Consider the following 23,879-nt stretch of genomic DNA (forward strand, 5'->3'; position numbering starts at 1 on the left):
CCTCCTCTAATTGATACCCAATCTGATCGTAAACGTTATACTTCGCATGCCCCTCACTTCCATTCGTGCTTCCTTCAGCAGCCCATTGCGGGATGCCACCGGCTGTGGTTTGAGCTGAATGATGGCTCCTTCATCCAGCACGGTTGATTCCACATAAGCTCCCCGATACTCGCTACGCACAGCCTGCTTGGAATGAGTGATGACAGCCTGCTCACGACCATCACTGAACATCAATGGAATGAGTGCTCCGACAGCCTCAAGCTCACCGTCGAATTCATATGTCACAGTAAGCAAATCCGCCTGCTGTACATAACGGGTTCGCAGTGAATTGAGCCCGATTAGTGGGCCGAGCCATGTCACTGTAAATGCATTGGCCTGTTCCTGATGTTTCCCGTCATCTCCCTCTGAGGAGGCTGAATCATCTCGGACCTCTCGATCTACCGTTTCAAGCAAAATCGAACCTCCGCCATCGGCAGGATTAATCCCGGCATCCCGGTCATAATCAGCACCTGACGGAATGCCCCCGGCAAGACTGTGCCAGTTCCCATCTGCCGTCTTCCAGACAGGACAATAGCTCAGCGGACCAACTTCCCCTTCCGCAAACTCCGTGAATCCAGATTGCACATGTCCAGCAGCGGATGGACCGATCAGCCCTGGCAATCCCGCCTGTTGTATGCGCACGAGACCGGGAACCGTGTATGGATCATTCATAGCTGTATGCAGAATCATTTGTTGACCTGGTACCGAGGCAATGATCGTTTCAAACCATCCATTGGTCTGCAACACCCGGTTGCCTATCTCGGAAGGAAGGTATATTTCCGTGACATCTTCACCAGGATCGCTAAGGCAGGCATGGGCCAGCGCTGCTGCCGTCCACAGATTATAACCCGTATGATTCGTATAGATTTCGTAGCCATGACGTGCCTCAGGTGCATACTCGTTGCGAACTATTTTCAGACGCCCATCATCCATCTTCCAGCGCTCCACAGCTTCGAAACATCGATTGGCAGCACGAGCGAACGCCCCAGCCATCACCCAATCTCCAGCCTGTAAGGCCTGTGTTGCATGGGTAGAACATACGTAGGCCGCTGCCGCTTCATTCCATTGATGTTGGGAGCTGCGTCCACGCGGAGGAATCTCCCCCAGCGGTGACAGTGTAAGCAGCGTACTGAATGCACCATGACGTAATTGTTCCTTTAACTCACCAGCGCAGGCCCCCTCATAACCCGCTTCAAGCATGACATCCAGATGATAGCGCGTTGCAATATCATAGGAAAATGGACAATTGGGTCGATCCAGCGGCCCGTCCTGATATAGTCCAAGCGCCGTAAATCGTGGCAGATGATACAGATTCAGATAACGGTCCATCCAATCCGTACCCTCACTGGCGAGATGTTCCCTCAAGCGCAGATATTCTCCCGAGATCATGATGGCGTTCCAGTTAATCATGCGATTGGGATTGTTCATTTTTCTCATTGTAAAAACATAATCTTGTTCTGGCTGTATCTTCTTAAGAGCCTCTGCCCAGACCTTTGCTTGCTCAGGCATATGCGGCTTCAACAGGATGTAAGCTCTCATCATCAACACGGGGAAAAAGTCCGGGTGATGATCCGGTGCACAACCCTTCACAACAACATCGATGCTGTGTGACAGGGCCGATGCGGCCGAAGCAAGCAGGTCCATATGTCCCGCTTGAACAAGAACCGATGCAGCCATTGCATACGCTGGTGTGGAATAATATCGTTCGGCCTCCGAGAACGGATCAATAATGGCGCCGCTACTGGCCTGGTAAGGTGTATAAGCCCGAACAACACTCTCCACAAGGGCCAATTTGCGAGCCTGATTCCAACCATCTGACGGGGCAGGCCCCGCCTTTTCCGCCAGTGTACGATAATTTTCGAGAGCATTGCTCCATGGATACGTTGATGCGGCTGTATACTTACTCACGTATGCTCACCTCCATCTTTCACTTTGGTTCAATCGTGAATTTCAGCTCACACATCGTCTCCAGCAGATCGGTTTCATCACTTCCCGCACTGGAGTTATCCGACTGCTCTCGCCATTCAAGTGATGTCCGATAGAATGTAACTGGCACATTGTCATGATCCACCGTATTAATGATCTCTATATCAGCCTGCCATTGGTTTAAATCATACGTCATACATACCGTTGCTCGTTCGCCATGCCATTGAATCTGCCCCTCATGTACCTTCTCAGGTACCTTTCTGCTCATAAACCGCTCCGTCACACTCGGCCGTTGCAGTTCTCCCACCGAATGTAACGTGCCTGATGAAGACGCCGCTCTGTTTTTCCATTGAAATCGATCCTTCAGACGCAGTTCTGGCACGCTCCCGACATCATTAGCAGAACCGCTCCAATGCAACTGGCGTGTATAACGAGCGAGCGAAGTTGCTTCAGGATAAGCTGCTGTCAGTTCCAAGCAGGCATCCAGTGTACGGTCATCGTCCGAAACATTTGCCTCAAGAATCTGTGCTTGCGCCTCGCGCCCTGAACTCTGCTCCTTCCCCTCAATGCAGGGCACGCTATGCCCGAACGAACTAATGTGGAACAACTGCTCTCTGCCCGGAGCAAAATAGGCTTGTGTATACAGCCCTGCTCCCGGATCACAAAGAATGTTTTCGCCACCACAATGAATCATAAATTGCCCCAGATCATTATGGTTATGGGGTTCATCGTTATGCCCGGCCTTGACGGAAAAAGCAACAGCGAGAGGTTTATCTCCGGTAAGTTCAGCGCTTGGAGAATCAAGTGCTCCCTTCGCAATCATCCAGCCCAAATCTTCCAAAATGATCCCTCGTTCCGCCGGAACAGCCCCCTTATCTTGCAGGTACATTGCCGGACTGCTCCACATCACGTTGCGCAGCAGGTGAGCCCAACGATGACAGGGATCATCGGTAAACAAAGGAATATGATACGGCAGATCGATCTGTATACCGAAACGAGATGCCAGAAGTGAAAGTAAGCCCGAAGGAATCTCTTGCTGCTCCGCACTATCCGAATAATTCACGAAGGTTCCCCCCGACAGATGAACCCGCAGTGGGAAGGCTGCTATCGCCGCTATCTTTGAACCATTCAGTAGATCCAACTCACCTTTACTGTATTCGCGTAGCATGTCGGCATAATAGACGAAATAGCCGAACCCATACACCCAGTAACCAATGCCTTCTGCACAGCCACCATCCATGCCATATCCACTCAGAAATACCTGCATGGATCGAATCGCCTGACCAACCGATTCCGTCAGAATCGCTTCTTCCTCCAGCAGTAATAGTCCAGCCATGCCACAGCATCCGCTGCACACAGCAGACCAGTTATGCTCTGCATCTTGCCAGTGATAGGTACGTTGTTCCCGATAGAGCGGTGTGAAGATGCGCCGCTCGGCCTCAGCCCTAATCCGCTGGATGATACGTGCGTCCAATCGATCCGCGTGAATCGTCACGATTTCGGCCAGCATATGTACCGTCTCCGCGGCAAACAGATCAATATTACCGTTGACCTGTTCCACTCCCCCCGAACCCAAATGTGCAGGCAAACACCATGTATACTCACCACACACATCCCACAACATATCTTCCAATGTCTCTATCCATCTCGGCGTATTCGAATCCACTGCAAGCAGCGCTATTGCCGCCAGACGTCCCCTGCGTTCAAAGTACGCATCCTCATACAACTTTCGTTCCCCTATATCCCCAAACTTCCGATAAAGACCGAATGACAGCGAAGGCAAGCTTTCGTTCAGAGCACGTTCCCCATAGCTGCTCAGATCTGTGTAAAAAGAAGCTAGCTCTGGTTGCAATAATGCCTTTCCAATGGCATTGATAGAGCAGATTGAGGGTGCTGCTGAAGCAAGCAGAAGCTGCTGACTCCTATTTCTGTCTCGTACCATCCGATGTACTGCCTGCTGAATGACCGTAGAATCCGGGATGCAGATGGAGCTGACTTTACTTTGATTGGTGTTTTCCATTGAATTCACCCTAATCTATATGGAATACGAAACCTTCATTATATGTAACCGATTTCATTTTACCGGATAATGCTGTACATTTGAAGAGTTATCCATCATATCCAACCAAATTAACCACAGAATTCCTGTTCCACATATAAAAAAAACGAAGAACCCCTCAGGGTTCCTCGTTGCATTCAGCTTTTTAGCTCAAACTGGATATTTCTAATTCTATTAACCAATCGCAAGTGGAGAATTTTGTACAACGGACAGCCATTGACGGGCAATCAGCTCATGACCCGCTGCGGTTGGATGCACACCATCCCATAACCAGTAGGCTGCGTCAGCTTGTTCGAGAGCATCGTTGAACGTTTGCTGCAAAGGTACCCAGACCGCCCCGAACTCACTTGCGAGTTCACGGACCAGATTTTGATACTGCCCGATACGCGCCTGCCAAGTATCCCAAAGCTCCACTGTAGCTCCCGTTTTAAGAATGAACGGCTCCATTAAAATCAGCCCGGTATTCGGCATTACTTCCCGTGTTTCCTCCAGCAAATGACGATATGCACGTCCAAGACGATCCGTCACTCCACTGGGTTCGCCATTCATGGTACGCCATGCATCATTAACACCAATTAGAATGCTAATCAGATCCGGCTTCAAACTAAAAGTATCCTCGTTCCAACGTGCATAAAGATCAGAAGCGCGGTCCCCGCTAATTCCTCTGTTGTAGAACGTTGGCTGTTTGGCTGCCAGTTCCACACCCAGTTTGCTTGAGATCAAATACGCATAGCCATGCCCGAGAAAATGATTCGGATCGTCATTGCGCGATCTTCCGCCGTCTGTAATGGAATCTCCCTGAAAAAGTATAACGGATGAATTTGTACTCATAATCAAAACCGTTCCTTCCTGTATGTAAAATGAAAACCTCAACCCTGCAGTCTCCATTTTATCCCTTTCGGACGCAATAGAAAATAGCGTTTTCAGAACGGTACTTTTCAGTTAACTCTCCGCATTGTACTTCCTACAAAGTCACCCGTAGTTCTCCACGTCCTGAGACGTTGCAGGTCTTTAAGATTTCAGGATTTCAGGATTTCGGGTCCTTCGCGACATATCCTCCGCCCTGATATTCCGTCTCATCCTGCTTATCCGGCGTTCCCTTACGTTTCGCTTCTTCCCATAGCTCTGCTGCATCGTCCTCCGGGCGGTACCCAATCATCTGTTCCAGATATCCAATATCATAATAATTGTCCGTATTCGCTGAAGTTCCATATAGATTAACGTATTTCATGCTCGAATCCGCCTCAATGCAGCACTCGGCAAGCTGTACCATATCTCTTGGTGATATCCAAATGTGTGCGGAACGCTCAGAATGCGGATGTGCATCGCCCGAGAAGTTGCCTATTCGAATATTGAATGACGACAAGTCATATTTATCCACGTAATATCGCCCAAGCAGCTCTATATAACATTTGCTGAGACCATAGAAACTATCTGGCCGATATGGATCATCTACTTCGATATCTTCTCCTGTTGGATAAAATCCTGTCGCATGATTTGAACTCGCAAAAATAACCCGCTGTACACCGTTCAACCGTGCAGCTTCATACACATGGTAGGCCCCTGTAACGTTGATTGGCAGGACTTTGCCCAGAAAGTCTTCTTCATCCTTGGCCCATGCAATATGCAGCACCGTCTGAACACTCTGCATCAGCTCTTTCAGTCGTTCTCCGTCGGTCACATCCATCGCTACAATGCCTGCTTGAGGATCATCATGAAGATCGGCAGCCACGATGTCATACTTGCCCTTTTCCCTCAGCCCCTCCAGCAGACTGCGACCAATGACTCCCGCTGCTCCCGTAATCAATATTTTGTGCTTCGAGTTGCTCATGGATTTAGCTCCCTTCGCTCTATTACAATCCTATAGGACATTATTAACCGTTAGAGCGAAGGATTTACCTGATCCCATAAAGGCCCCGTATATTAACCCATCAAGTACCGCAAAATCATCATCGCAACAATACCGACAAGTACGGTTCCGAGCAGACTTCGTGTCCAGATGGCTACAGCTATCGTAGGCAGTGCTGCCCACAGGGCTGGATTATGTGTAATCGGCACCAACTGGTTGTCCGCCATAAACAGTTCCTGACCGATCAGTGCCGCCATGACCGCCACGGGTACATATTCAAGCCAGCGTAACAGCCATATCGGAATCTGTATTTTACTGAACAGCATGAGCGGCAATACGCGCGGGATGAACGTTAACAAAGCCGAGCCCATAATAATCCAGAATACATCCCATCTTACTTCCATCGTTCCATCACTACTCCCATCGTTGCCGCAATGACCGCAGCCACAATAACACTCATGCTGCCAAGCGAAGCCATGCTGGCGAAGATTACACAGATCACGGCGATGATCGCCACATTGATGTGTAATTTTTTATTTTTGCGCTGCATCAGTTGAAGCACTACCAGACCAATAAACATTGCAGGCAGGGCAAAATCAAGTCCAAGCCGCTCGGGATTGGTTATCCAGCGTCCAAAGTATGCCCCCGCCATATTCGCCACAAACCAATTCAGATATGCTGTAATGTTCAGACCGTGCATCCAGCGCTCACTCAACGTTTTCCGGCCAATCGCTCGCGTCATCGCCACGCCGAAGGACTCGTCAGTAAGCAGCGAGCCGATCCACATATTTTTAAGCGGCGTCAGATGACGAAAGTACGGTGATACGGCTGCACTCAGCAGCAGATGGCGAAGATTCACGAAAAATATGGTAGAAATGATAGCAGTCGCTGAACCACTCGAGGCAAGCATACCAGCGGCAATAAACTGGGCCGATCCAGCGTATACAATTAGACTAAGCAGAGCCGTTTCCGCCAAACTTAGGCCTGCCGTCATTTCAATGACACCCGCTGCAAACCCAATACTTAAATATCCAAGCAGTGTTGGGATACAATCCTTAACCCCCTGCATAAATGTAGCATCATCCAGCACCTCTTCGGTATTTGCGGGCCCGGATGTCAGTGGTATGGATTTATCCAAATCCGGTTCATCCCCTCTCCATGTCATCCACATCATGTAGATTACTTTTAATTTAGAAATATACCACAGGATGAGACATTCAGGGAGAGACAGATTCACTTTTACAGAACAGATGAGTTTCGAGTCTTCATAAAACGTTGATTAACGAAGAACACCAACGAGAAAAAGACTGCAGGGTTTACAACCCCACAGTCTCCTTCGAGAAATGCTATTGAACTATAACTTGAATTTCTCAATCATGCTTTGCAGATCTTCAGCCATACGGGACAATGCCGCAGAAGAAGCTGCAACCTCTTCCATTGTAGCGAGCTGCTCCTGCGCAGCAGCTGAACCATCTTCGGTTCCTGAAGCAATCTGATTGGATAATTCAATGGTATCATTCACTTCCTTGGACACATGACTCATGCCTCCATCAATCTGACGGGAAGCTGCCGACACTTCTCCAGCTTGTGCTGCAACCAACTGCACGGCGCTACGGATATTTTGGAAGGCCTCTCCCGCCTCCGTAATCATTTGCGTACCTTTAATCATGCCTTCTCCTGTACGGGCAAAGGTAGACTGTACCGCATTCGTTTTCTCTTGCATCTCACGCATAAGTTCATTAATACGTTCAGCTGCACTGCCCGAATTGTTGGCTAGCGATTTTACTTCATTGGCAACGACAGCAAAGCCTCGACCTTGTTCACCTGCTCTTGAAGCTTCAATGGATGCGTTCAAAGCAAGGATATTGGTCTGTTTGGCGATGTTGGTAATCTCGGCCACAATCTCAACAATCTCTTCATTTTTCGCTCGAAGATCCTGAATGACAGCAGCCATGGCCTCACTCTCATTATTCACCTTCTGAATATGAGCAACCGCCTCTTCTACCGTAACCATACCCGCTTCGGACTTAGTAGATGCTTCTACAGCTATACGAGCTGTGTCTTCCGCACTCGATGAGATTTCTTTGACACCTATAGACATTTCACCGACGAGTTGGCCCGTTGCAGCAAGGCTGGCGTTTTGTTTGTTCGTTCCTGCCGCTGCATCCTGCATCAATTCGGCAACCTGTTCCGTTGCTCTGGATGTCTGTTCAGAACTCGCCATCAGCTCCTCAGAGGATGCCGCTAGCTGGCTTGATGTATCATGCACTTCGCCAAGAACGTTACGTAGCGAAGATGTCATGGTATCGAAGCTTGTCCCGAGTTGTCCAAACTCGTCACGGCGCTGTAAACCTACACGAACTGTCAGATCACCCGCGCTTACTTTGGATGCTGCTTGCGTTAGTTGCAACAATGGACGGTGAATACTGCGAATAATGAACACAAGCAGAATAATACCAATGATCAACGAGGTCCCTACCAGAGTGTAGGCACGAATCAAGATCGGTCTTACCGCATCTGCTGCTTCAGAAGGAACCATCTCACCGACAATTTTCCAGCCTGTTTCGGGATTCGTATAGAATACGGCTTCCAATTCTTGTCCATCATACGTGTACTTTACAGTTCCTTGATCTTTTTTATACATCTCATTAATGTAGCTCTCATTGGACTGCACACCGGATTCGATATTGTAATGGAACAGGAACTTCCCGCCGTTATCCAGCATATACAGTTTTCCCTTTTCACCAATATGTATCTTATCAACGGAATCTTTCAAATGATTGAGACTTACATTGGCTCCAATTACCCCTTTACCATCGGCCAGCTTGGCAGCTGCGGTGACAACCCATTCACCCGTGGTTACCGACTGGAACGTGTCCGAGATAATTGGTTCATCCTGTGACATACCCATCGTATACCAGCTGCGTTCCCGTGGATCGTAGATTTGTTGTCCGGGGTCAGGGGATTTCATCCAGCTGCCATCTTCAGCACCTGCTGTTATTACACCCAATTCTTTGTGAGCTTTGGACATACGATCCATTTGTCTCTGAACAGCTAGTGATTTATTGATAATATCTGTTGAAGTAATACCCGCTGCAAACTGCGCTGCGTTATCCTTCTCCATATCCAGCATTTGAGTAATCTGCAGACTGAGCATTTCCGTTTTGGCCTGTGCAGAAAGAATGATTTCTTCCCTGACCTGGTCTGCTGCTTTTAAATAAGACAACCATCCCACGCTAATGCTCGGTACAATCAGGAACAAGAGCAACGAAGCGATCAGACGTTTCTTAACCGTTAATGTAAACCAATTGCGAATCCTTTTCTTCATTTAAATATCCCCCATCATCATCTTCACCCCTTTTTTATCGGACAAACGTAGTAAAAATATTATGTATGGATACTAAAATGAATCGAAATTGCATTATTTTTGTTAGGAAAATAGAAAATGATGCTCACGCCTCATTTTGACCCTCTCTGCGAGATCGTTTACAATATCTCATAAGCTGGTTATCCATGAAACGATTGGAAGGAGAGGATTCGAATCTTACGCAAATCACATGTGCAACAACCTGTTACCAGACTATATTCATCCATGTTCCGTATTCTGTTAGCCCTCATCCTTTGTGCAGGCCCTATTATGGGACAAGCCAGTTTCACGGCATCCGCGGCACAAGAGACGCAAACAGTTCACATTGAAGTGAATGGTAAAGAGCAATCGTGGAAAAATGCACCCCTTGTATACAAAGGTACAACGTATGTTCCATTGCGAGATGTGGTTACCTCTGTAAATGGCACCTTGAAGTGGGAAGCTCGTACCAAAACGGCTACGATTACCGTTGGTCGAGACAAGCTCGTTCACCAGGCTGGCAGTGACTTCATTCAAGTTAATCACGTTCGCCTGTCCTCCGGTGTGCAATCCCGCACCATTAACGGCACCCTGATGTTACCTGTCCGCACGCTTGCCAATGCTCTCAAGGCAGATATTAAAGTGCAACGTACAGCCTCAGGGCAGATGAGTGTTAATATCCAGACGGACAAAGTGAGCCTATTAAATAGTCAAGTCGCTAGTGTAGACAGCTATTTGCGCGAAATTGATTTTCCAGGCATGGCTCTGATTGCCCGCAATGGCGAAGTGCTGCTTCGCCAAGGCTACGGACTAGCGGATGAACAGACGCTGAATCGTCCAGATCAGAAGACCAGAATTGCCTCTCTGAGCAAATCCTTCACCGCAGCCTCCATTCTCAGCTTGGTGGAAAAAGGGAAGCTCGATGTGCAAGATCCAATATCCAAGTACATCTCAGGTATACCGAAGGGAGATCAGATCACGCTCCATATGCTGTTATCCCAAACTTCAGGTATTCCATCCGCCTTTGGCAGAGGTGAAGGCACTTCATTGGAAGAAACGGTAGAGGAAATCCGGCACAAAACATTGAAATTCGAACCGGGTAGTGCCTATTTGTACAGTAACAGTGGTTATGTTCTGCTAGCCTATGTTATTGAACAGGTATCTGGCATGAGTTATGGCGAATATGTACAACAGACCATTCTGAAGCCACTCGGCATGAAGAACTCCGGAGAAGCTTCACGCGAGGTCCATACGACCAGTGGATTTGTTTCGGAGAATAAGCAGTGGGTACCTGCCCCTTATTATGTTTCACAATCAGGTTCAGGGACGATCTACTCCACGGTGGATGATTTGCTGAAGTGGGATCGGGCACTGTACACGGACAAAATTCTGAGCCAGGATACGATTGAACATATGTATGAGCCGTATTCGGATAAAAATTATGGCTACGCCTGGATTCTCAAGGAAAGCGATCAGAATCGTACCGTGTTCCATAACGGTAGCGGCGGTGGTTTTGCCACAGCGTTCTCACGCAATTTAACAGATGATATTACCATTATTCTGCTCGGCAATCATGCGGGTATGGATATGACTTCGCTTATGGATGAAGTCGAGGCTAAGACAGCTCAGGCACTGAATCTGCAATAATTTTGTAATTATTCATTAGATATAGCAGAAGGGACGGTCCATTATAGGATCGTCCCTTCTGCTATATTGGTCTTCATATTCCGAATCATACTTTCGCTTCGTTCGTCATTTAACGCCTGTCTACTTTATGGATACAGGAAGTTTCCCGGCAAAAGGAATATGCCCCATCAGCGCCCGAGCGGCGCTATCCATGGCAAGCGGCCTACTCTCGTACGCTGCCACATAGACCTGTACCTCCGGGATCGCAAGCAGATCATAGGGACTACGGAGTGCCACAACAGCCAGCGGCTTGCCCAATTGCTGCAGCCAGCCGATCAACCTGCACTGAGGATCACCAGAGGCACTGCCTGCATTATACGTCCCCACCACAATCTGGCGAACGTCATCCTCTTCTGCAGCTTGAAGCAGACGGGCAGAACGAATGGCAACTTCCTCTGGCGTGACTGTTAAATCGACCACATCCAGACCGCAGTGCGACAAAGTCGAACCTAGAGTAACCGCCTGAGTCAGCTGTTCGTCGGCAATCGTTGTCACAGATGTAGCAACCGTTATGACCAGTGTGCGTTCCGGCTTCAAAGGCAGCATGTTCAGTTGGTCAAGCACCAGCGTGATGCTGTTCTCACTGATTCGTCGAGCCACCTCTAGGTGTAACGGGTGGTTGCGCTCTTGGAGCTTCGATGAAGCTGGATCAGTTGATGCCTCAGCGGAGAGTGAAGTCGACACAGAATCGTGTACTTCATCATTACTTTTGCCTATTCCCTTCTCCAGCAGGCCTCGTTTGGCCTTGTACTTCAGCAACCGAGTTACAGATTCGTCAATGCGGGCCTCGCTGATTCGCCCGCTCTGCACGGCTGCCAGCAGCGCTTCAAACGCCCCTGCTTGAAGTTGAGCTGTGTGGCTGATCAACACCAGATCTGCGCCAGCCTCTACCGCCATCACAGCTGCATCGACAGTGCCATAGTTGGCGGCAATCGCGTCCATCTCCATACAATCCGTTACAATCATACCGTCATATCCCAGTTCCTGACGAAGCAATCCACTTAACACGGCTCGCGATAGTGTCACAGGCAGACGCTCCGGTTCCAGAGCCGGAAAATAAATATGTGCCGACATCATTGCATCAACACCTGCCGCTATGGCAGCCCGGAACGGAATCAGCTCCACACGGTCTACCCGTTCCCGATCATGGGTGATGACCGGGAGATCCAGGTGCGAATCGGTATCCGTATCCCCGTGTCCCGGGAAATGTTTAGCTGTCGCTGAAATGCCAGCATTTTGGACTCCCGCAATGCTCCTGGCCCCATACGCTGCCACGGACTGCGGTGATTCCCCAAATGAACGCACACCAATTACCGGATTGGCGGCGTTATTATTTACATCAAGAACCGGAGCAAAGTTCATGTTAATTCCCATCGATCTAAGCTCCACCCCACTGATATAGGCTGCCTGGTATGCATCCTCGATGGAACCTGCTGCCGCAATCGCCATCTGTCCCGGCATCAGGGTGATCCCTTCGGTAATCCGGGCAACCATACCGCCCTCCTGATCAATGGATATCCAAAGCGGTACATTACCGCTATCGACAGCAATCCGTTGCAGCCCCGACGATAACCGCTCTACCTGCTCCGGCGACTCGACGTTGCGCGCAAAATAGATTACGCCGCCAATGGGATACTTTCGCAGAAAAGCATCCACATCACCGGCAGCCTCAGTGCCATGAAATCCACAAAGCAGCATTTGTCCAATTTTCTCACGCAGGGTCATCTGTTTCAGCTTCACCGGGTATATCTCTTTTGGCCCACTCATTCCATGCCTCCTCCCCATGACAAACATCATCCGTACATTACACGACATTCTATTGATGAATTCCATACTTTATGGGTATAGCAAAAACGGCTTACGCCGTTCCTTCCATTCCTCTGCCTCTGCATTCCATGCTTCCATCAAGCGTACTAACTCTTCACGGTCATGAATGACATCCCTGACTTTCCTGCCTCCGGTCAACAGATCAATAAAATAACGGGAACCCGGCTGTGGCGGCTCCAACCAGCGAAATTGCTCCGGATAGAGCGATGCCAGTTCATGCAAAAGCACCAGACCTGTATCTACCGCCCGGAATGCCCTGCTATCCGTCACGAAAATCCTCACACCTCCGCACAGCTCACCTGCATGTTTGGAGAAGGTTGGCGACATGTAGACCGGATGCACATGTACACCCTCCAATTTGTGTTCCCGAAAGCGTTCCGCCAGTCGTTCACCCTCAATCCAGGGGGCTCCAATCCACTCAAATGGGCGAGTCGTGCCCCTGCCCTCTGATACATTGGTGCCTTCGAACAGGCAAGTACCCGCATACACCCGCACACTGTCCAGCGTGGGCATATTGGGAGAGGGCAGCATCCAAGGAAGCTCACAATTTGTAAACTCCATGGAGCGCCGCCATCCTTCCATTGCTATCACATCCAGTTCGCAGGGCACCTCCATCTCACTGTTGACCAACAGAGCCAATTCACCGACCGTCAGTCCGGTGCGGACAGGAACACGCCAAGCGCCAACGAGTGATTCATACCCCGCGCTTAGCAGGCCGCCTTCCACACTATCCCCGCCCAGCGGATTGGGACGGTCCAGCACCAACAAGCGTTTGCCTGCTTCGGCACAGGCCTCCATCATGTGGAACAGAGTGGATGCATACGTGTAATAACGAACGCCCACATCCTGGATATCAAACAGCACCGTATCCACCTCAGCCAGCATCGCAGGCGTAGGCTTCTTGTGTTCCCCATAAAGGCTGAACACAGGGATGCCCAGACGTGGGTGCACCGTATCCCCGAATCGAACACCAGCTTGAAGCTCACCATCCAGCCCGTGCTCACACGCATAAAGCGCTGTAAGCTTGGCATCTGCCAACCCGGCACAAACATCCACCGTAGAGACAAAGTCGGCCGTAATACCTGTGGGGTTCGTCATCAGGCCAATACGCGCTTCCGTTAACCATGGGTGGGATAACCCGCTGGATAAAAGATCAACTCCAGTTTTTACACCCATCACACATTCCCCTGGCTTATCCACCCCGTATGTTGGTGGTCATTGCCGCCAGATGTGACAGGTTCCTCTTCAGGTTCAAGCACATTAAGGGCTACCTTATGCTGATAGATGGCAAACATGCCCGCGAACAGCGCTCCGAAGCCAACAACCGTCAGCATTAGCAAAGCCGTCAGACACAGCGCCTGAAAACAGGCTCCCATCGTGTACCCCGGATGACGGAAGAATAGCTTCACACTTTCCCCCATCGCCTGAATGATGCCCATGTTTTTTTGCAAAACAAGCTGCCAGGTATAGAATTGCGACATCAGCGCCATGAGGACGAAGAACGTTTGGAACATGCTCACCGCTGTGCCTGTAATCCCGCCCTGTCCGCCGTAATACCACCAGGTTGACCAGAGAATGAAGCCAAGCACGGCGAAAAGAACACCTACTGCCCCTCCCGGGATGAATCCCTTCATCGTTCCGTTCCAGATATCCTTAAGACCATTGCGGCGTTCCTTGCGTTCCAGTCTGTGATGCACGGCATAACTGACACCGAACAGGATTGGCATATAAATCACGGCCAAAAGCAGCACCGCGATTGGCAGCGGAGCAAACATCAGAATGGGTACCAGCACGATGGAGCTGACAACACTGTACAGGGCCACCGGAATAATATCCCGATAGATTTCCGCCCCCGACTTGACCAACACTTCACTCAGCTTACGCATCCCCACACTCCCTTTCTTGCAGCTCGTTTCTTATTCCCGTCCAATCGCCAGTTCCGTCTCTGGGTCAAAAAAGTGCGCCTTACGCAGGTCCAGTACAAAATTCTTGTCCATTCCTACATAAGCATGTGTTTCCGGGTGAACCTTGGCCGTAACGGTACGGGCACCCGAATGGAAATACACTAGATTCTCGGAGCCAAGATGCTCTACAACCTGAACCCGCGCCTGCAGCGTATGATCTGTCGGGATATTCGGAGCGACATCGTCACCAAAAATATGCTCTGGACGCAGACCCATAATCACCGGTTTGCCTTGATAGCTCTGAAGACGAGCGAGTACATCTTCTGGCAAGGTGAATGATGCTCCGTCCACAACAACCTGCGTGCCTTCAATCCGGGCATCAATGAAATTCATTGCCGGGGAACCGATAAATCCGGCAACAAACATATTACGCGGACTCGCATACAATTCTTTCGGTGAAGCCACCTGCTGGATATCTCCATGATTCATGACCACGATTCGCTCCCCAAGTGTCATGGCCTCCACCTGGTCATGCGTGACGTATACAATTGTGGCACCGAGCCGCTTATGCAGTTCGCCCAATTCCACCCGCATCTGTACCCGCAGCTTCGCATCCAGATTGGATAGCGGCTCATCGAACAGAAACACCTGCGGATCACGGACGATCGCACGTCCTACCGCCACACGCTGGCGCTGACCACCGGACAGCTCGCGCGGTTTGCGCTCCAGCATCGCCTCCAGCCCCAGAATGGCGGCAGCATTCTGTACCTGTTCATCAATATAGGATTTTGGTTTCTTGAGATTTTTCAGACCAAAGGACAGATTTTCACGTATCGTCATATGCGGATAAAGTGCATAATCCTGAAATACCATCGCAATATCGCGATCCTTCGGATGCAGGTCGTTCACGACCCGTTCCCCGATGACAATGTCGCCACTCGTCTGTTTTTCCAGTCCCGCAATCATCCGCAGTGATGTCGTCTTGCCACAGCCCGAAGGACCCACAAAAACCACGAATTCCTTATCCTCTATAACAAAGTCCGAGCCGGCCACAGCCGTGAACGTTCCTTTATGATCGTCTTTGAATTCTTTGCGCACTTGGCGAAACTCCACGCGTGCCATAGGTAGATCCCCCTTTACGTTGTCGCTTGTCCTGAACTAACAGTTCACCTTAACCTTTTACTGCACCGATCGTAATGCCCTGTAGGAAATAACGTTGCAGTGAGAAAAATAGAATGATCATCGGCAGCGCACCAATTGTTGCCCCTGCCATCATTGCGCCGAAATCCGTTGATTCGGCAAATACGAACGAAGCCAGCCCCACCTGAACGGTGCGCATCTCGTTGGAGTTAGTGATTAGGAATGGCCAGAAAAATTCATTCCACGAAGCTACAAACGTGAAAATCGCTAGCACCGCGATCCCTGGCTTCGCCATCGGCAGGATCACTTTCCAGAAGATGCCGAACTCACTGCATGCATCAATACGTGCCGCATGAATCAGTGATGTGGGCAGCGTTGACATGAACTGTTTCATCAAGAAAATGTTGCCCACACTGACCGCAGCAGGCAGAATAATGGCCGTATACGTATCTCCCAGGTCAAACACGTTGACCATCAGAATATACAAGGGAATCAGCGTCACCTGTGCCGGAATCATCATCGTCCCCAGCAAGGTCCAGAATACCGCCTGACTTCCCGGAAATTTCAGTTTGGCGAACGCATATCCCGCCAGGGAGGCGAAGAACACATTCGTCACGGTTAGAATGACCGAGATGAGCAGCGAGTTGTACAGCCAGCGCCAGGCATCAGTTTTGGCAAAAAAGCGCTCATATGGTGATAACGACAGCTGCTCCGGGATCATCTGCGGTTTGAAGGAAGCCGACATCGCACTATCCTGCACCGAACCGACTAGCATCCAGTACATCGGAATGACCGTCACCAGTGCCCAAACCACCAGCAGAATGGATGCAACGACAAGCAGTGTCTTTTTCTGTGTTGATTTCATGGATTTCATTCACCCCCGGATGCTTAATGCAACGTGCTCTAATAGTACGTGTTTTGAACTACCTCTAATACTCAATATCGCTGGAGAAATATTTGAACTGGATGACGGAGATGACAATAATGATAATCGCCAGAACGAACGACTGTGCAGAAGCCAATCCGAACTCATAGAACTTGAATGCCGTCTCATAGATCAGATAAGCGATCGTTGTTGTCGCAAAGTTCGGTCCACCCTGTGTCATCAGATATACCGATATGAACACCTGGAAAGACGTGATCACACCTGTCACGAGCAGATACAGCGTCGTTGGTTTGAGGAGCGGCCATGTAATCTTGCTGAACTGGGTCCAGCCGCTGGCATGATCAATATCCGCCGCTTCGTACAGCGATTTCGGAATACCGCCCATGGCTGCCAGATACAGAATAATGCCCGCTCCGTGCGATCCGAGCCAGTTCATCAGAATGAGTGAAAAGAGTGCCGTTCCCGATTGGCCCAGCCAGATCACCGGATCAAGGCCTAACAGGCCGAGGAAGCGGTTCAGCAGTCCAGAATCTGTCGGGTCAAAGATCGCCAGCCATACGATGGAGATGGTTACTCCGGATGCTACCGCAGGCAGGTACAATGTTGCTTTGAAGAACGTCTGCCACTTGCTTTTCATCTGGTAGATGAAGTAGGACAGTACAAATGTAATGAGAATATTGACCGGTACCGTACCTACAGTAAAGATGAGTGTATTTTTAATCGACTTCCAGAACGTCTCATCTTTCACCAGTCGCTCGTAGTTATCCAATCCAACCCACGTCGAGTTCATAATGTTGTATTTCTGGAAGCTCATCACGAGAGCCGTCAGAACGGGATACAGTGTGAAAATGAGAAACAGCAGGACAGGCGCCAAAATAAACAAATACGCCCACCCGTAGTCTCGCCAAAACCGGGCAACCCGGGAAGTCCGGGGCACAGACGGTTTTGGCGCAAGGGCGGTCTGCATGGCGAATCCTCCTCTCCTAATCAGTGTGGTTTTGCGTTATGTTGTATGGTCCGAGTTATTGTCCAAACATCTGCTGGCCTTTGTTCTTGAAGTCTTCTGCGATCTGCTCCGGTGTCTTCTCACCCGAGAACAGCGCCTGAATGTTAGGCTTCACAACTTGTTCCTTGAATTGTTTTTGCTGTGATGCTTTGTCGATATCCAGTTCCAGTACAACCGGCATAGCGATATTCTCTGCCATGACTTTTGCAGCAGCCAGATTATCCGGTTGACCAAGTTCTTTTCCTTTAAACAGATCCACCTGGGATTGTCTTACGAATGGGAGTGCCAGTTCATTGGCCGAGTTCCCTGCTTTGGCACCACTGAGTGCCTCCATAACCAGGAACGTATTTTTAGCATGCTGTTCACCTTTGTCCTTCTTCTGTTTGAAGGCTACATACCCTTCGCCACCCATCGTTGTTGCCGCAGGTTGATCATCATTATGCGGTACAGGCAGCAGGACAAAATCAATTTTCTCCCCTTGTACCTTGCCGTCATCAATATCCTTGTTGCGGTTCTGGATCATCACATCATAATAAGGAATCGCTTTGGAGATGATCGCCGTTTCACCCGCGTAGAACATATCCGTCCGTTTTGCTGGAGCAAGAGCAGCCGTTTCTTTCGGCATATAACCTTGATCCATCAGATTTTTGATAAAAGAGAGAGTATCCAGAATGCGGCCATCATTCCATTGGAATGTGCCAGCTTTATCGAGAACGTCAATCATGCCGTTGTTTCGGGACAACATTTCAATGAAATCAAGCGAGGTTCCGTCGGTAACCATTGCATATTGTTTAGCCCCACCATCCAGCGTTTTGGTCAGCTTGGCTGCGGCAGCGTTGAATTCGGACCAGGTCCAGCCATTTTGCTGAATGGATTTCCAGTCAATACCCGCTTCCTCGAGAATGCGTTTGTTGCCACCCCATGCCCATTGGAATTGATACAACGGCATTCCGTACTGTTTCCCTTGGATCTGGCCTAATTCAAGCGTACCTGGCAGATAGTCATCCTTGATCTCAGGTGTCAGGTAGTTGTCCAGCTCAAGTGCCAATCCCGTATTCACATATGTGCCGTCTACACTATGAAAGTAAAGATCCGGCGGGTTGCCCGCGTTCAGAGCGACATCGAATTTTTTGGGCCCTTCCGCCCAGGAGAGCATTTCCGTCTTCACGGTAATGTTCGGGTGTTCTTTATTGAAATCAACGATCAGATCCTTCAGTTCATCTTCATATGTCCCATGTACTGGATAAGTCCATACGGTCACCGTATCTTCCGCATTGGGATCATCTGAAGCAGCACCCCCGCTATTCCCGCAGGCAGTAACCCAGACCATCATCAACAACATTGCCCATACCAGACCCTTCTTTTTCATCCCTTCATCTCCTTCGCGTGTCGTCTCCCGATAATTGCATTGCCTAACCATGCTACCCCTTTTAAAATCATCCATCCTTAAACGACTTAACAGATTATTGAGCGTGGCAGTAAGGAAAATGCACCTCCCTTATGGATTAGACCTGAACGTACGCAGGATTAATCTCTTAAATGCAATATTAACGTCAACTTAGCTAACATTAACAGTATTAATTCCTTCCAAAATTGTAGATTGAGTTCATTATATGAGCTATGAAATAAAAATTCAACATTATTTTTTATTATAAAATTTAATTTTACTTTTTCATTTTATGCCTCTATACTATGTAAAAAGAAAACTCAAGCAATCGAGGTGAGCCACTTTGCGAGTATATGTAGGCGTAGATGGAGGCGGTACCAATACTGATGCAGCAATCATTTCTGAATCTGGCGAAATTCTCGCCCGGCTCAGCGGCGGTCCCACGAATCCTCATAGCGTACCACTGGAACAGGCCCTTTCCGAACTGCAACGAGTGCTGGAACAGCTATTTAATCTAAAAAGTGATTTATTGACAAATTGTGAAGGTATATGCCTCGGCATGTCAGGTGTAGATACGATCCAAGAGCGGCAACTTATAGCCGAAGCAGTAAATAACTATATGAAGAGTCGGAATCGACAGGGATCAGAAGGGTGTCCTGTCTGGGTTGTATCCGAAGGAGAGATTGCTCTGATGGCCTCTCTCGGACATACTCACGGTGTATTGTGCATCTCTGGAACAGGGTCCATCGTGTACGGATTTACGCTGGAAGGAGAGCGATACCGTGCAGGAGGCTGGGGTCATCTGCTCGGAGATGAGGGGAGCGGCTATCGTATTGGGCAGCGTGCACTCCAAGTGGTAATGCAGAGCTATGACGGTGTTCTTCCTCCAACCCGTTTAACCCCGCTTCTTCTAAAGAAACTGTACCTTCGGGATATATCGGAGTTAAAGGCACGGGTGTACCAGACGGATTGGGGCAAAACCGAGACCGCATCCATCGCCCGTCTGGCTATAGAGGCTGCTGAATCCGGGGATGAGGCCGCCCGGGCACTGATCATCGATGAGGCCGCACAATTGGCGGATACCGCCAAGGCGCTGATTGCCCGTCATCCCGAATTTGCATCCACTCAGGTTGTCCTGTCTGGATCATTGTTTCGATACGCTGCACTTTTCCGAACTACATTTATCCAGAAGTTATCGGGATATTATGAAGAGTTGGACTTTGTATATCGTGAAGATGCCCCTGCTCCAGCGATTGGTGCAGCACAACTGGCAAGAAGACGCTGTTCCCTGAATGAATCATTTTAAAAGAGAGAAGGAGGCCATACGGATGAATCACATGCTGAACTCACTACTAACGGAACAACCCAATCCACTAACGGATCACATAGATGAATTGCCTTCGGCAGAAATTATGGAGCTAATTAATAAGGAAGATCAACGGATTGCGGAGCTCATTCAGCCCCTGATTCCGGTCATTGCCCAAGCGGCGGACCTGATCTTGGAGGCCTTTCAGTCTGGCGGCAGGCTATTTTATGTAGGCGCAGGTACAAGTGGACGATTGGGAATACTCGACGCTTCGGAATGCCCGCCTACCTACGGAACCCCTCCCTCTATGGTGCAGGGTATTATCGCAGGGGGATTTCGGGCAGTGAAGGACCCGGTTGAAGGTGCTGAAGATAGTGAGGAACTGGGAGCTGCCGACCTGGATGAACATAGATTAGACGAAAACGATGTCGTGGTCGGCATTGCAGCCAGTGGGCGAACACCATATGTGCTGGGTGCGATGAGACACGCCAAGGAGATCGGAGCTACGGTGATCAGCCTGAGTAACAACGCAGGTACGCCGATGACCCTATTGGCTGATGTGAGTATCGAGGCTGTTGTCGGTCCAGAGGTTGTCATGGGTTCAACACGCATGAAGGCAGGCAGCGCCCAGAAAATGATTCTGAACATGCTCACCACTACCGCCATGATTCGTCTGGGCAAGGTTTACCGTAATTTCATGGTCGATCTGAACCCTTCGAACGAGAAGCTTGTCCATCGGGCCAAACGCATGATCCATCTGGCAACCGGAGCGAACGAAGCGGATATTGAACAGGCTTTTGCCGGTGCAGACGGTCATGTAAAAACGGCAATCGTCATGCTGATGGCAGGCGTGGATGCCGTGGAAGCTCAGCGAAGACTGGATCTGGCTGACGGATTTGTTCGCAGCGCCATTGCAGGGCCTTCCTGAGCGTAAAGGGGTATTTCTAGAGGTTGAAAGAGAAGAGCCCGACATTAGTCTGGGCTCTTTTTATAATTTTTTTATTATAAAAGCCGATATAATCCGTCAAAAAAATCCCCTCCTGTATAAACAGAAAGGGATTCATATGGAATCTACTTCACTTATGCTCCAGAATAGCCTGCCGGCTCTTCTCCAAATATTCCACCGACTGGTTGTAGTCGCGGCTGGCAATCGCCAGATACAAAATGTCGATCACGTTCAGCTGTGCAATTCGTGACGAAGTTGCTCCGCTCCGAATATCGCTTTCGGTGGAAGTAATCATCAGGGGTACATCCGCCAGACTGCTGAGCGTATTGCTCCCCCACTTGGTAATGCTAATCGTTGCAGCGCCGCCTTCACGAGCATGCTTCAGACAGGAGATCACGTTCGAAGTCTCCCCTGAATACGAGATACATACCACCGCATCATCTTCGCGAAGCGTCGTTGCGGACGAAATCTGCATATGCGGATCGGCGAACGAAAAGCTTGTGCGATTGATTCGCATGAACTTGTAGTGTGCATCCAGCGCAATCAAGTTGGAGGCCCCCACCCCATAGAAAAAGATACGGTTCGCCCGATGGAGCACGTCCACTGCCTGTTCCACCAGACGCGGGTCCAAAATATGAACGGTATCCTTCACCGATTGAATATTGTTTGCGGACACATGCTGAATAATGCTCTCCATGGAGTCCTGGGGACGAATCTCCGTATATTGATATTGCTCACCTGTCTGCAAATCTCCGGCAATCTTCAGCTTCAGCTCCTGAAAACCCGTTACACCAAGTGATTTGCAGAGACGGATAATGGCAGCCGGGCTGCCCCCGCTCCGTTCAGACAGCTGTGCCACCGAAGACTGAACCGTCTCTTGGGGATGATCAAGAATGTAAGCTCCAATCTTCCGTTCGGACGGAGTCAAGTCATCCATTAATGCGCGTAAACGTACAAGTCCACCTTTCATGCCTTCCATCCGCTCCTCCTTTCCGTACTGCCTTCATGTACAAGCATTTTATCCTATAATTCCAATAGAGTCTAATTGATTAAACGTCCTTGCATCGCTAACTTATTCAAAAGTCTTGCTGCACTACAGTGTCAGGTTGCCCGAAATTACGGCGTGTTTCGCGCCGGTTACTGCCGGGAGCGTATTGGTTCTTCCCATAAGTGCCTCATGGCCAAGGAGGGCAAATCCAATCGCTTCGCGGGCATCATCCGGTATACCATAGTCCGTTGTTCGCTCCAAACGGATATCTTCCGGGAGTCTCTGACGGATCATCTCCATTAACGTGGCATTGGAAGTACCACCACCGCAGGCGAGCATGGCCGATATGTGCACCTTGGGCAGGATAAAATCCTTCACTGCACGCACAATCGTCTCCGCGGTCAGACAGGTGGCGGTAGCCAGCGTATCTTCCAGGGATAAGGAACGCGCAGCGGCCATCTCCATCAAGCGTACTGCATATGCCGCACCGTACACTTCACGTCCGGTACTCTTGGGAGGCAGCCTTTTGAAATAGGTATCGTCCAAACACAGATCCACCAGATCCTGATCGAACTTTCCCTGTGCGGCGATGCTTCCATTTGGATCATAGTGCTGCCGCCCACCAGTCGCCTGGCGTACGATCGCGTCCATCACCATATTGCCAGGTCCCGTATCAAAAGCCGAAATGCCTTCATTAGAAGACGCTGATGGAAGCACGGTAACGTTGCCAATACCGCCGATATTTTGCACCAGTCGTCCTTCCTCCGGGCTGCGGAACATCAAAGCATCGGCGTAAGGGGTAAGGGGCGCCCCCTCCCCGCCAGCCGCCATATCCCGTGCCCGCAAATTGCCGATCACTGGCAGGCCAGTTCGTTCACGTACAACGGCGCTTTCGCCAATCTGCAACGTGGACACCACTGGAAGACTCTCGCCTGCTGGCCCTGGAAAAGCCGAAGCTACAGGTGCGTGCCATACGGTCTGTCCGTGCATGCTTATCGCATCCACCTGCCAGGATGAGATTCCTGAGGATCGAATAAGCTCTCTGACACTCTGAGCATACCACTCCGATACGCCAAAATGTGCAGCCGTCAGCTCATCCACACGTGCCGTCTCCGGTGAACATAGTCGAATCAGCACTTCTCTCAATTCATTGGAGTAAGGTACGCAGACGAAGTCAACCAGATCGATCTTTTGCAATGCCCCGCTGTCATCTGTCAGAATACGCACCAATGCCGCATCCGTCCCGTCGAGGGACGTGCCTGACATCAGTCCAATGATGTAATGCTCCCGTTTCAAGCGATATTGCTCCCACATCGGATAGCTGCCTGTATCCATCCATTCACAACCTCCCGCCAGACCCGATGAACACGTCATCCTGCCATAATTTCACCCAGTATATGATATAAAATTTCACAAGTCAAATATTTTATGAAATTTAATTACACTCTTCCAACCATAGCGACTCTTTGTCCGAAATGAAATGCTCACAAGATGCTTCTATAAATAAAAATAGATAAATAACGATCAAAAAAGAAACATTTTTACAATTTTACCGTTTATATAACGAAGGTATATTTTGGAATC

General features: G+C 49.6%; 19 protein-coding genes. 3 read left to right on the forward strand and 16 right to left on the reverse strand.

What is annotated here, in order from left to right; translation table 11 throughout:
- Positions 1 to 6: 6 nt before the first annotated feature.
- The 7 genes from gpAD87_RS30760 to gpAD87_RS30790 all read right to left on the reverse strand — a co-directional run bounded on the left by gpAD87_RS30760 (position 7) and on the right by gpAD87_RS30790 (position 9,201).
- Positions 7 to 1,947 carry a hypothetical protein gene (locus tag gpAD87_RS30760; RefSeq protein WP_064642800.1) on the reverse strand — a complete coding sequence of 647 codons (1,941 nt, stop codon included), beginning with the start codon at positions 1,945 to 1,947 and terminating at the stop codon, positions 7 to 9.
- Positions 1,948 to 1,966: 19 nt separating this feature from the next.
- On the reverse strand, positions 1,967 to 3,985 hold the full coding sequence (locus tag gpAD87_RS30765; RefSeq protein ID WP_064642802.1) for a heparinase II/III domain-containing protein: 2,019 nt from the start codon (positions 3,983 to 3,985) through the stop codon (positions 1,967 to 1,969).
- 213 nt (positions 3,986 to 4,198) lie between these two features.
- A complete protein-coding gene (locus tag gpAD87_RS30770) occupies positions 4,199 to 4,855 on the reverse strand; it encodes an SGNH/GDSL hydrolase family protein (protein WP_064642964.1) in 657 nt (218 codons plus the stop codon).
- 196 nt (positions 4,856 to 5,051) lie between these two features.
- On the reverse strand, positions 5,052 to 5,855 hold the full coding sequence (locus gpAD87_RS30775; RefSeq protein WP_064642804.1) for an NAD-dependent epimerase/dehydratase family protein: 804 nt from the start codon (positions 5,853 to 5,855) through the stop codon (positions 5,052 to 5,054).
- Positions 5,856 to 5,947: 92 nt separating this feature from the next.
- Positions 5,948 to 6,277, reverse strand: a complete 330-nt coding sequence (locus gpAD87_RS30780) for an AzlD domain-containing protein (protein ID WP_064642806.1) — start codon at positions 6,275 to 6,277, stop codon at positions 5,948 to 5,950.
- Entirely contained in the window at positions 6,268 to 6,942 is a 675-nt protein-coding gene (locus gpAD87_RS30785) for an AzlC family ABC transporter permease (RefSeq protein ID WP_064642966.1), read from the reverse strand. Before gpAD87_RS30785 ends, gpAD87_RS30780 begins: the two co-directional genes overlap by 10 nt.
- 285 nt (positions 6,943 to 7,227) lie before the next feature.
- Complete coding sequence (locus gpAD87_RS30790; RefSeq protein ID WP_064642808.1) at positions 7,228 to 9,201, reverse strand: methyl-accepting chemotaxis protein; 1,974 nt, start codon at positions 9,199 to 9,201, stop codon at positions 7,228 to 7,230.
- Between the two features lie 231 nt (positions 9,202 to 9,432).
- On the opposite strand from gpAD87_RS30790, the gene gpAD87_RS30795 reads away from it, so the two are divergent.
- Positions 9,433 to 10,866, forward strand: coding sequence for a serine hydrolase (locus gpAD87_RS30795; RefSeq protein WP_064642810.1), 1,434 nt, complete (start codon positions 9,433 to 9,435; stop codon positions 10,864 to 10,866).
- Between the two features lie 120 nt (positions 10,867 to 10,986).
- Here the strand turns inward: gpAD87_RS30795 and nagZ are convergent, their stop codons facing one another.
- The 7 genes from nagZ to gpAD87_RS30830 all read right to left on the reverse strand — a co-directional run bounded on the left by nagZ (position 10,987) and on the right by gpAD87_RS30830 (position 19,037).
- Positions 10,987 to 12,672 carry a beta-N-acetylhexosaminidase gene (gene nagZ / locus gpAD87_RS30800; RefSeq protein ID WP_082935414.1) on the reverse strand — a complete coding sequence of 562 codons (1,686 nt, stop codon included), beginning with the start codon at positions 12,670 to 12,672 and terminating at the stop codon, positions 10,987 to 10,989.
- Positions 12,673 to 12,741: 69 nt separating this feature from the next.
- Positions 12,742 to 13,908: an exo-beta-N-acetylmuramidase NamZ family protein gene (locus gpAD87_RS30805; protein ID WP_082935415.1), complete on the reverse strand. Its 1,167-nt coding sequence runs from the start codon at positions 13,906 to 13,908 to the stop codon at positions 12,742 to 12,744.
- Entirely contained in the window at positions 13,908 to 14,618 is a 711-nt protein-coding gene (locus gpAD87_RS30810; protein ID WP_064642815.1) for a hypothetical protein, read from the reverse strand. The genes gpAD87_RS30805 and gpAD87_RS30810 overlap by 1 nt, the downstream gene beginning before the upstream one ends.
- 30 nt (positions 14,619 to 14,648) lie before the next feature.
- Positions 14,649 to 15,758, reverse strand: a complete 1,110-nt coding sequence (locus tag gpAD87_RS30815; RefSeq protein WP_064642817.1) for an ABC transporter ATP-binding protein — start codon at positions 15,756 to 15,758, stop codon at positions 14,649 to 14,651.
- A 49-nt stretch (positions 15,759 to 15,807) separates the two neighbouring features.
- Positions 15,808 to 16,641: a carbohydrate ABC transporter permease gene (locus gpAD87_RS30820; protein WP_062322342.1), complete on the reverse strand. Its 834-nt coding sequence runs from the start codon at positions 16,639 to 16,641 to the stop codon at positions 15,808 to 15,810.
- A 64-nt stretch (positions 16,642 to 16,705) separates the two neighbouring features.
- Positions 16,706 to 17,629 (reverse strand): carbohydrate ABC transporter permease, encoded by a 924-nt coding sequence (locus gpAD87_RS30825; protein WP_063568019.1) that lies wholly within the window; start codon positions 17,627 to 17,629, stop codon positions 16,706 to 16,708.
- Between the two features lie 55 nt (positions 17,630 to 17,684).
- Positions 17,685 to 19,037 (reverse strand): ABC transporter substrate-binding protein, encoded by a 1,353-nt coding sequence (locus tag gpAD87_RS30830; RefSeq protein WP_064642819.1) that lies wholly within the window; start codon positions 19,035 to 19,037, stop codon positions 17,685 to 17,687.
- Positions 19,038 to 19,398: 361 nt separating this feature from the next.
- Between gpAD87_RS30830 and gpAD87_RS30835 the strand changes: the two genes are divergently transcribed.
- The gene (locus tag gpAD87_RS30835) at positions 19,399 to 20,361 is read left to right on the forward strand and encodes an N-acetylglucosamine kinase (RefSeq protein ID WP_064642821.1); all 963 of its coding nucleotides are present in this window, start codon (positions 19,399 to 19,401) and stop codon (positions 20,359 to 20,361) included.
- Between the two features lie 22 nt (positions 20,362 to 20,383).
- Positions 20,384 to 21,289 carry an N-acetylmuramic acid 6-phosphate etherase gene (gene murQ / locus gpAD87_RS30840; RefSeq protein WP_064642823.1) on the forward strand — a complete coding sequence of 302 codons (906 nt, stop codon included), beginning with the start codon at positions 20,384 to 20,386 and terminating at the stop codon, positions 21,287 to 21,289.
- Positions 21,290 to 21,437: 148 nt separating this feature from the next.
- Here murQ and gpAD87_RS30845 read toward each other — a convergent pair whose 3' ends face one another.
- Together gpAD87_RS30845 and gpAD87_RS30850 are read right to left on the reverse strand one after the other, a co-directional pair.
- Positions 21,438 to 22,277 (reverse strand): MurR/RpiR family transcriptional regulator, encoded by an 840-nt coding sequence (locus gpAD87_RS30845; RefSeq protein ID WP_064642976.1) that lies wholly within the window; start codon positions 22,275 to 22,277, stop codon positions 21,438 to 21,440.
- 123 nt (positions 22,278 to 22,400) lie between these two features.
- Positions 22,401 to 23,630, reverse strand: a complete 1,230-nt coding sequence (locus gpAD87_RS30850; RefSeq protein ID WP_064642825.1) for an anhydro-N-acetylmuramic acid kinase — start codon at positions 23,628 to 23,630, stop codon at positions 22,401 to 22,403.
- Positions 23,631 to 23,879 lie beyond the last annotated feature (249 nt).

The organism is Paenibacillus sp. AD87, from assembly GCF_001659845.1.
GTDB classification, from domain to species: domain Bacteria; phylum Bacillota; class Bacilli; order Paenibacillales; family Paenibacillaceae; genus Paenibacillus; species Paenibacillus marchantiae.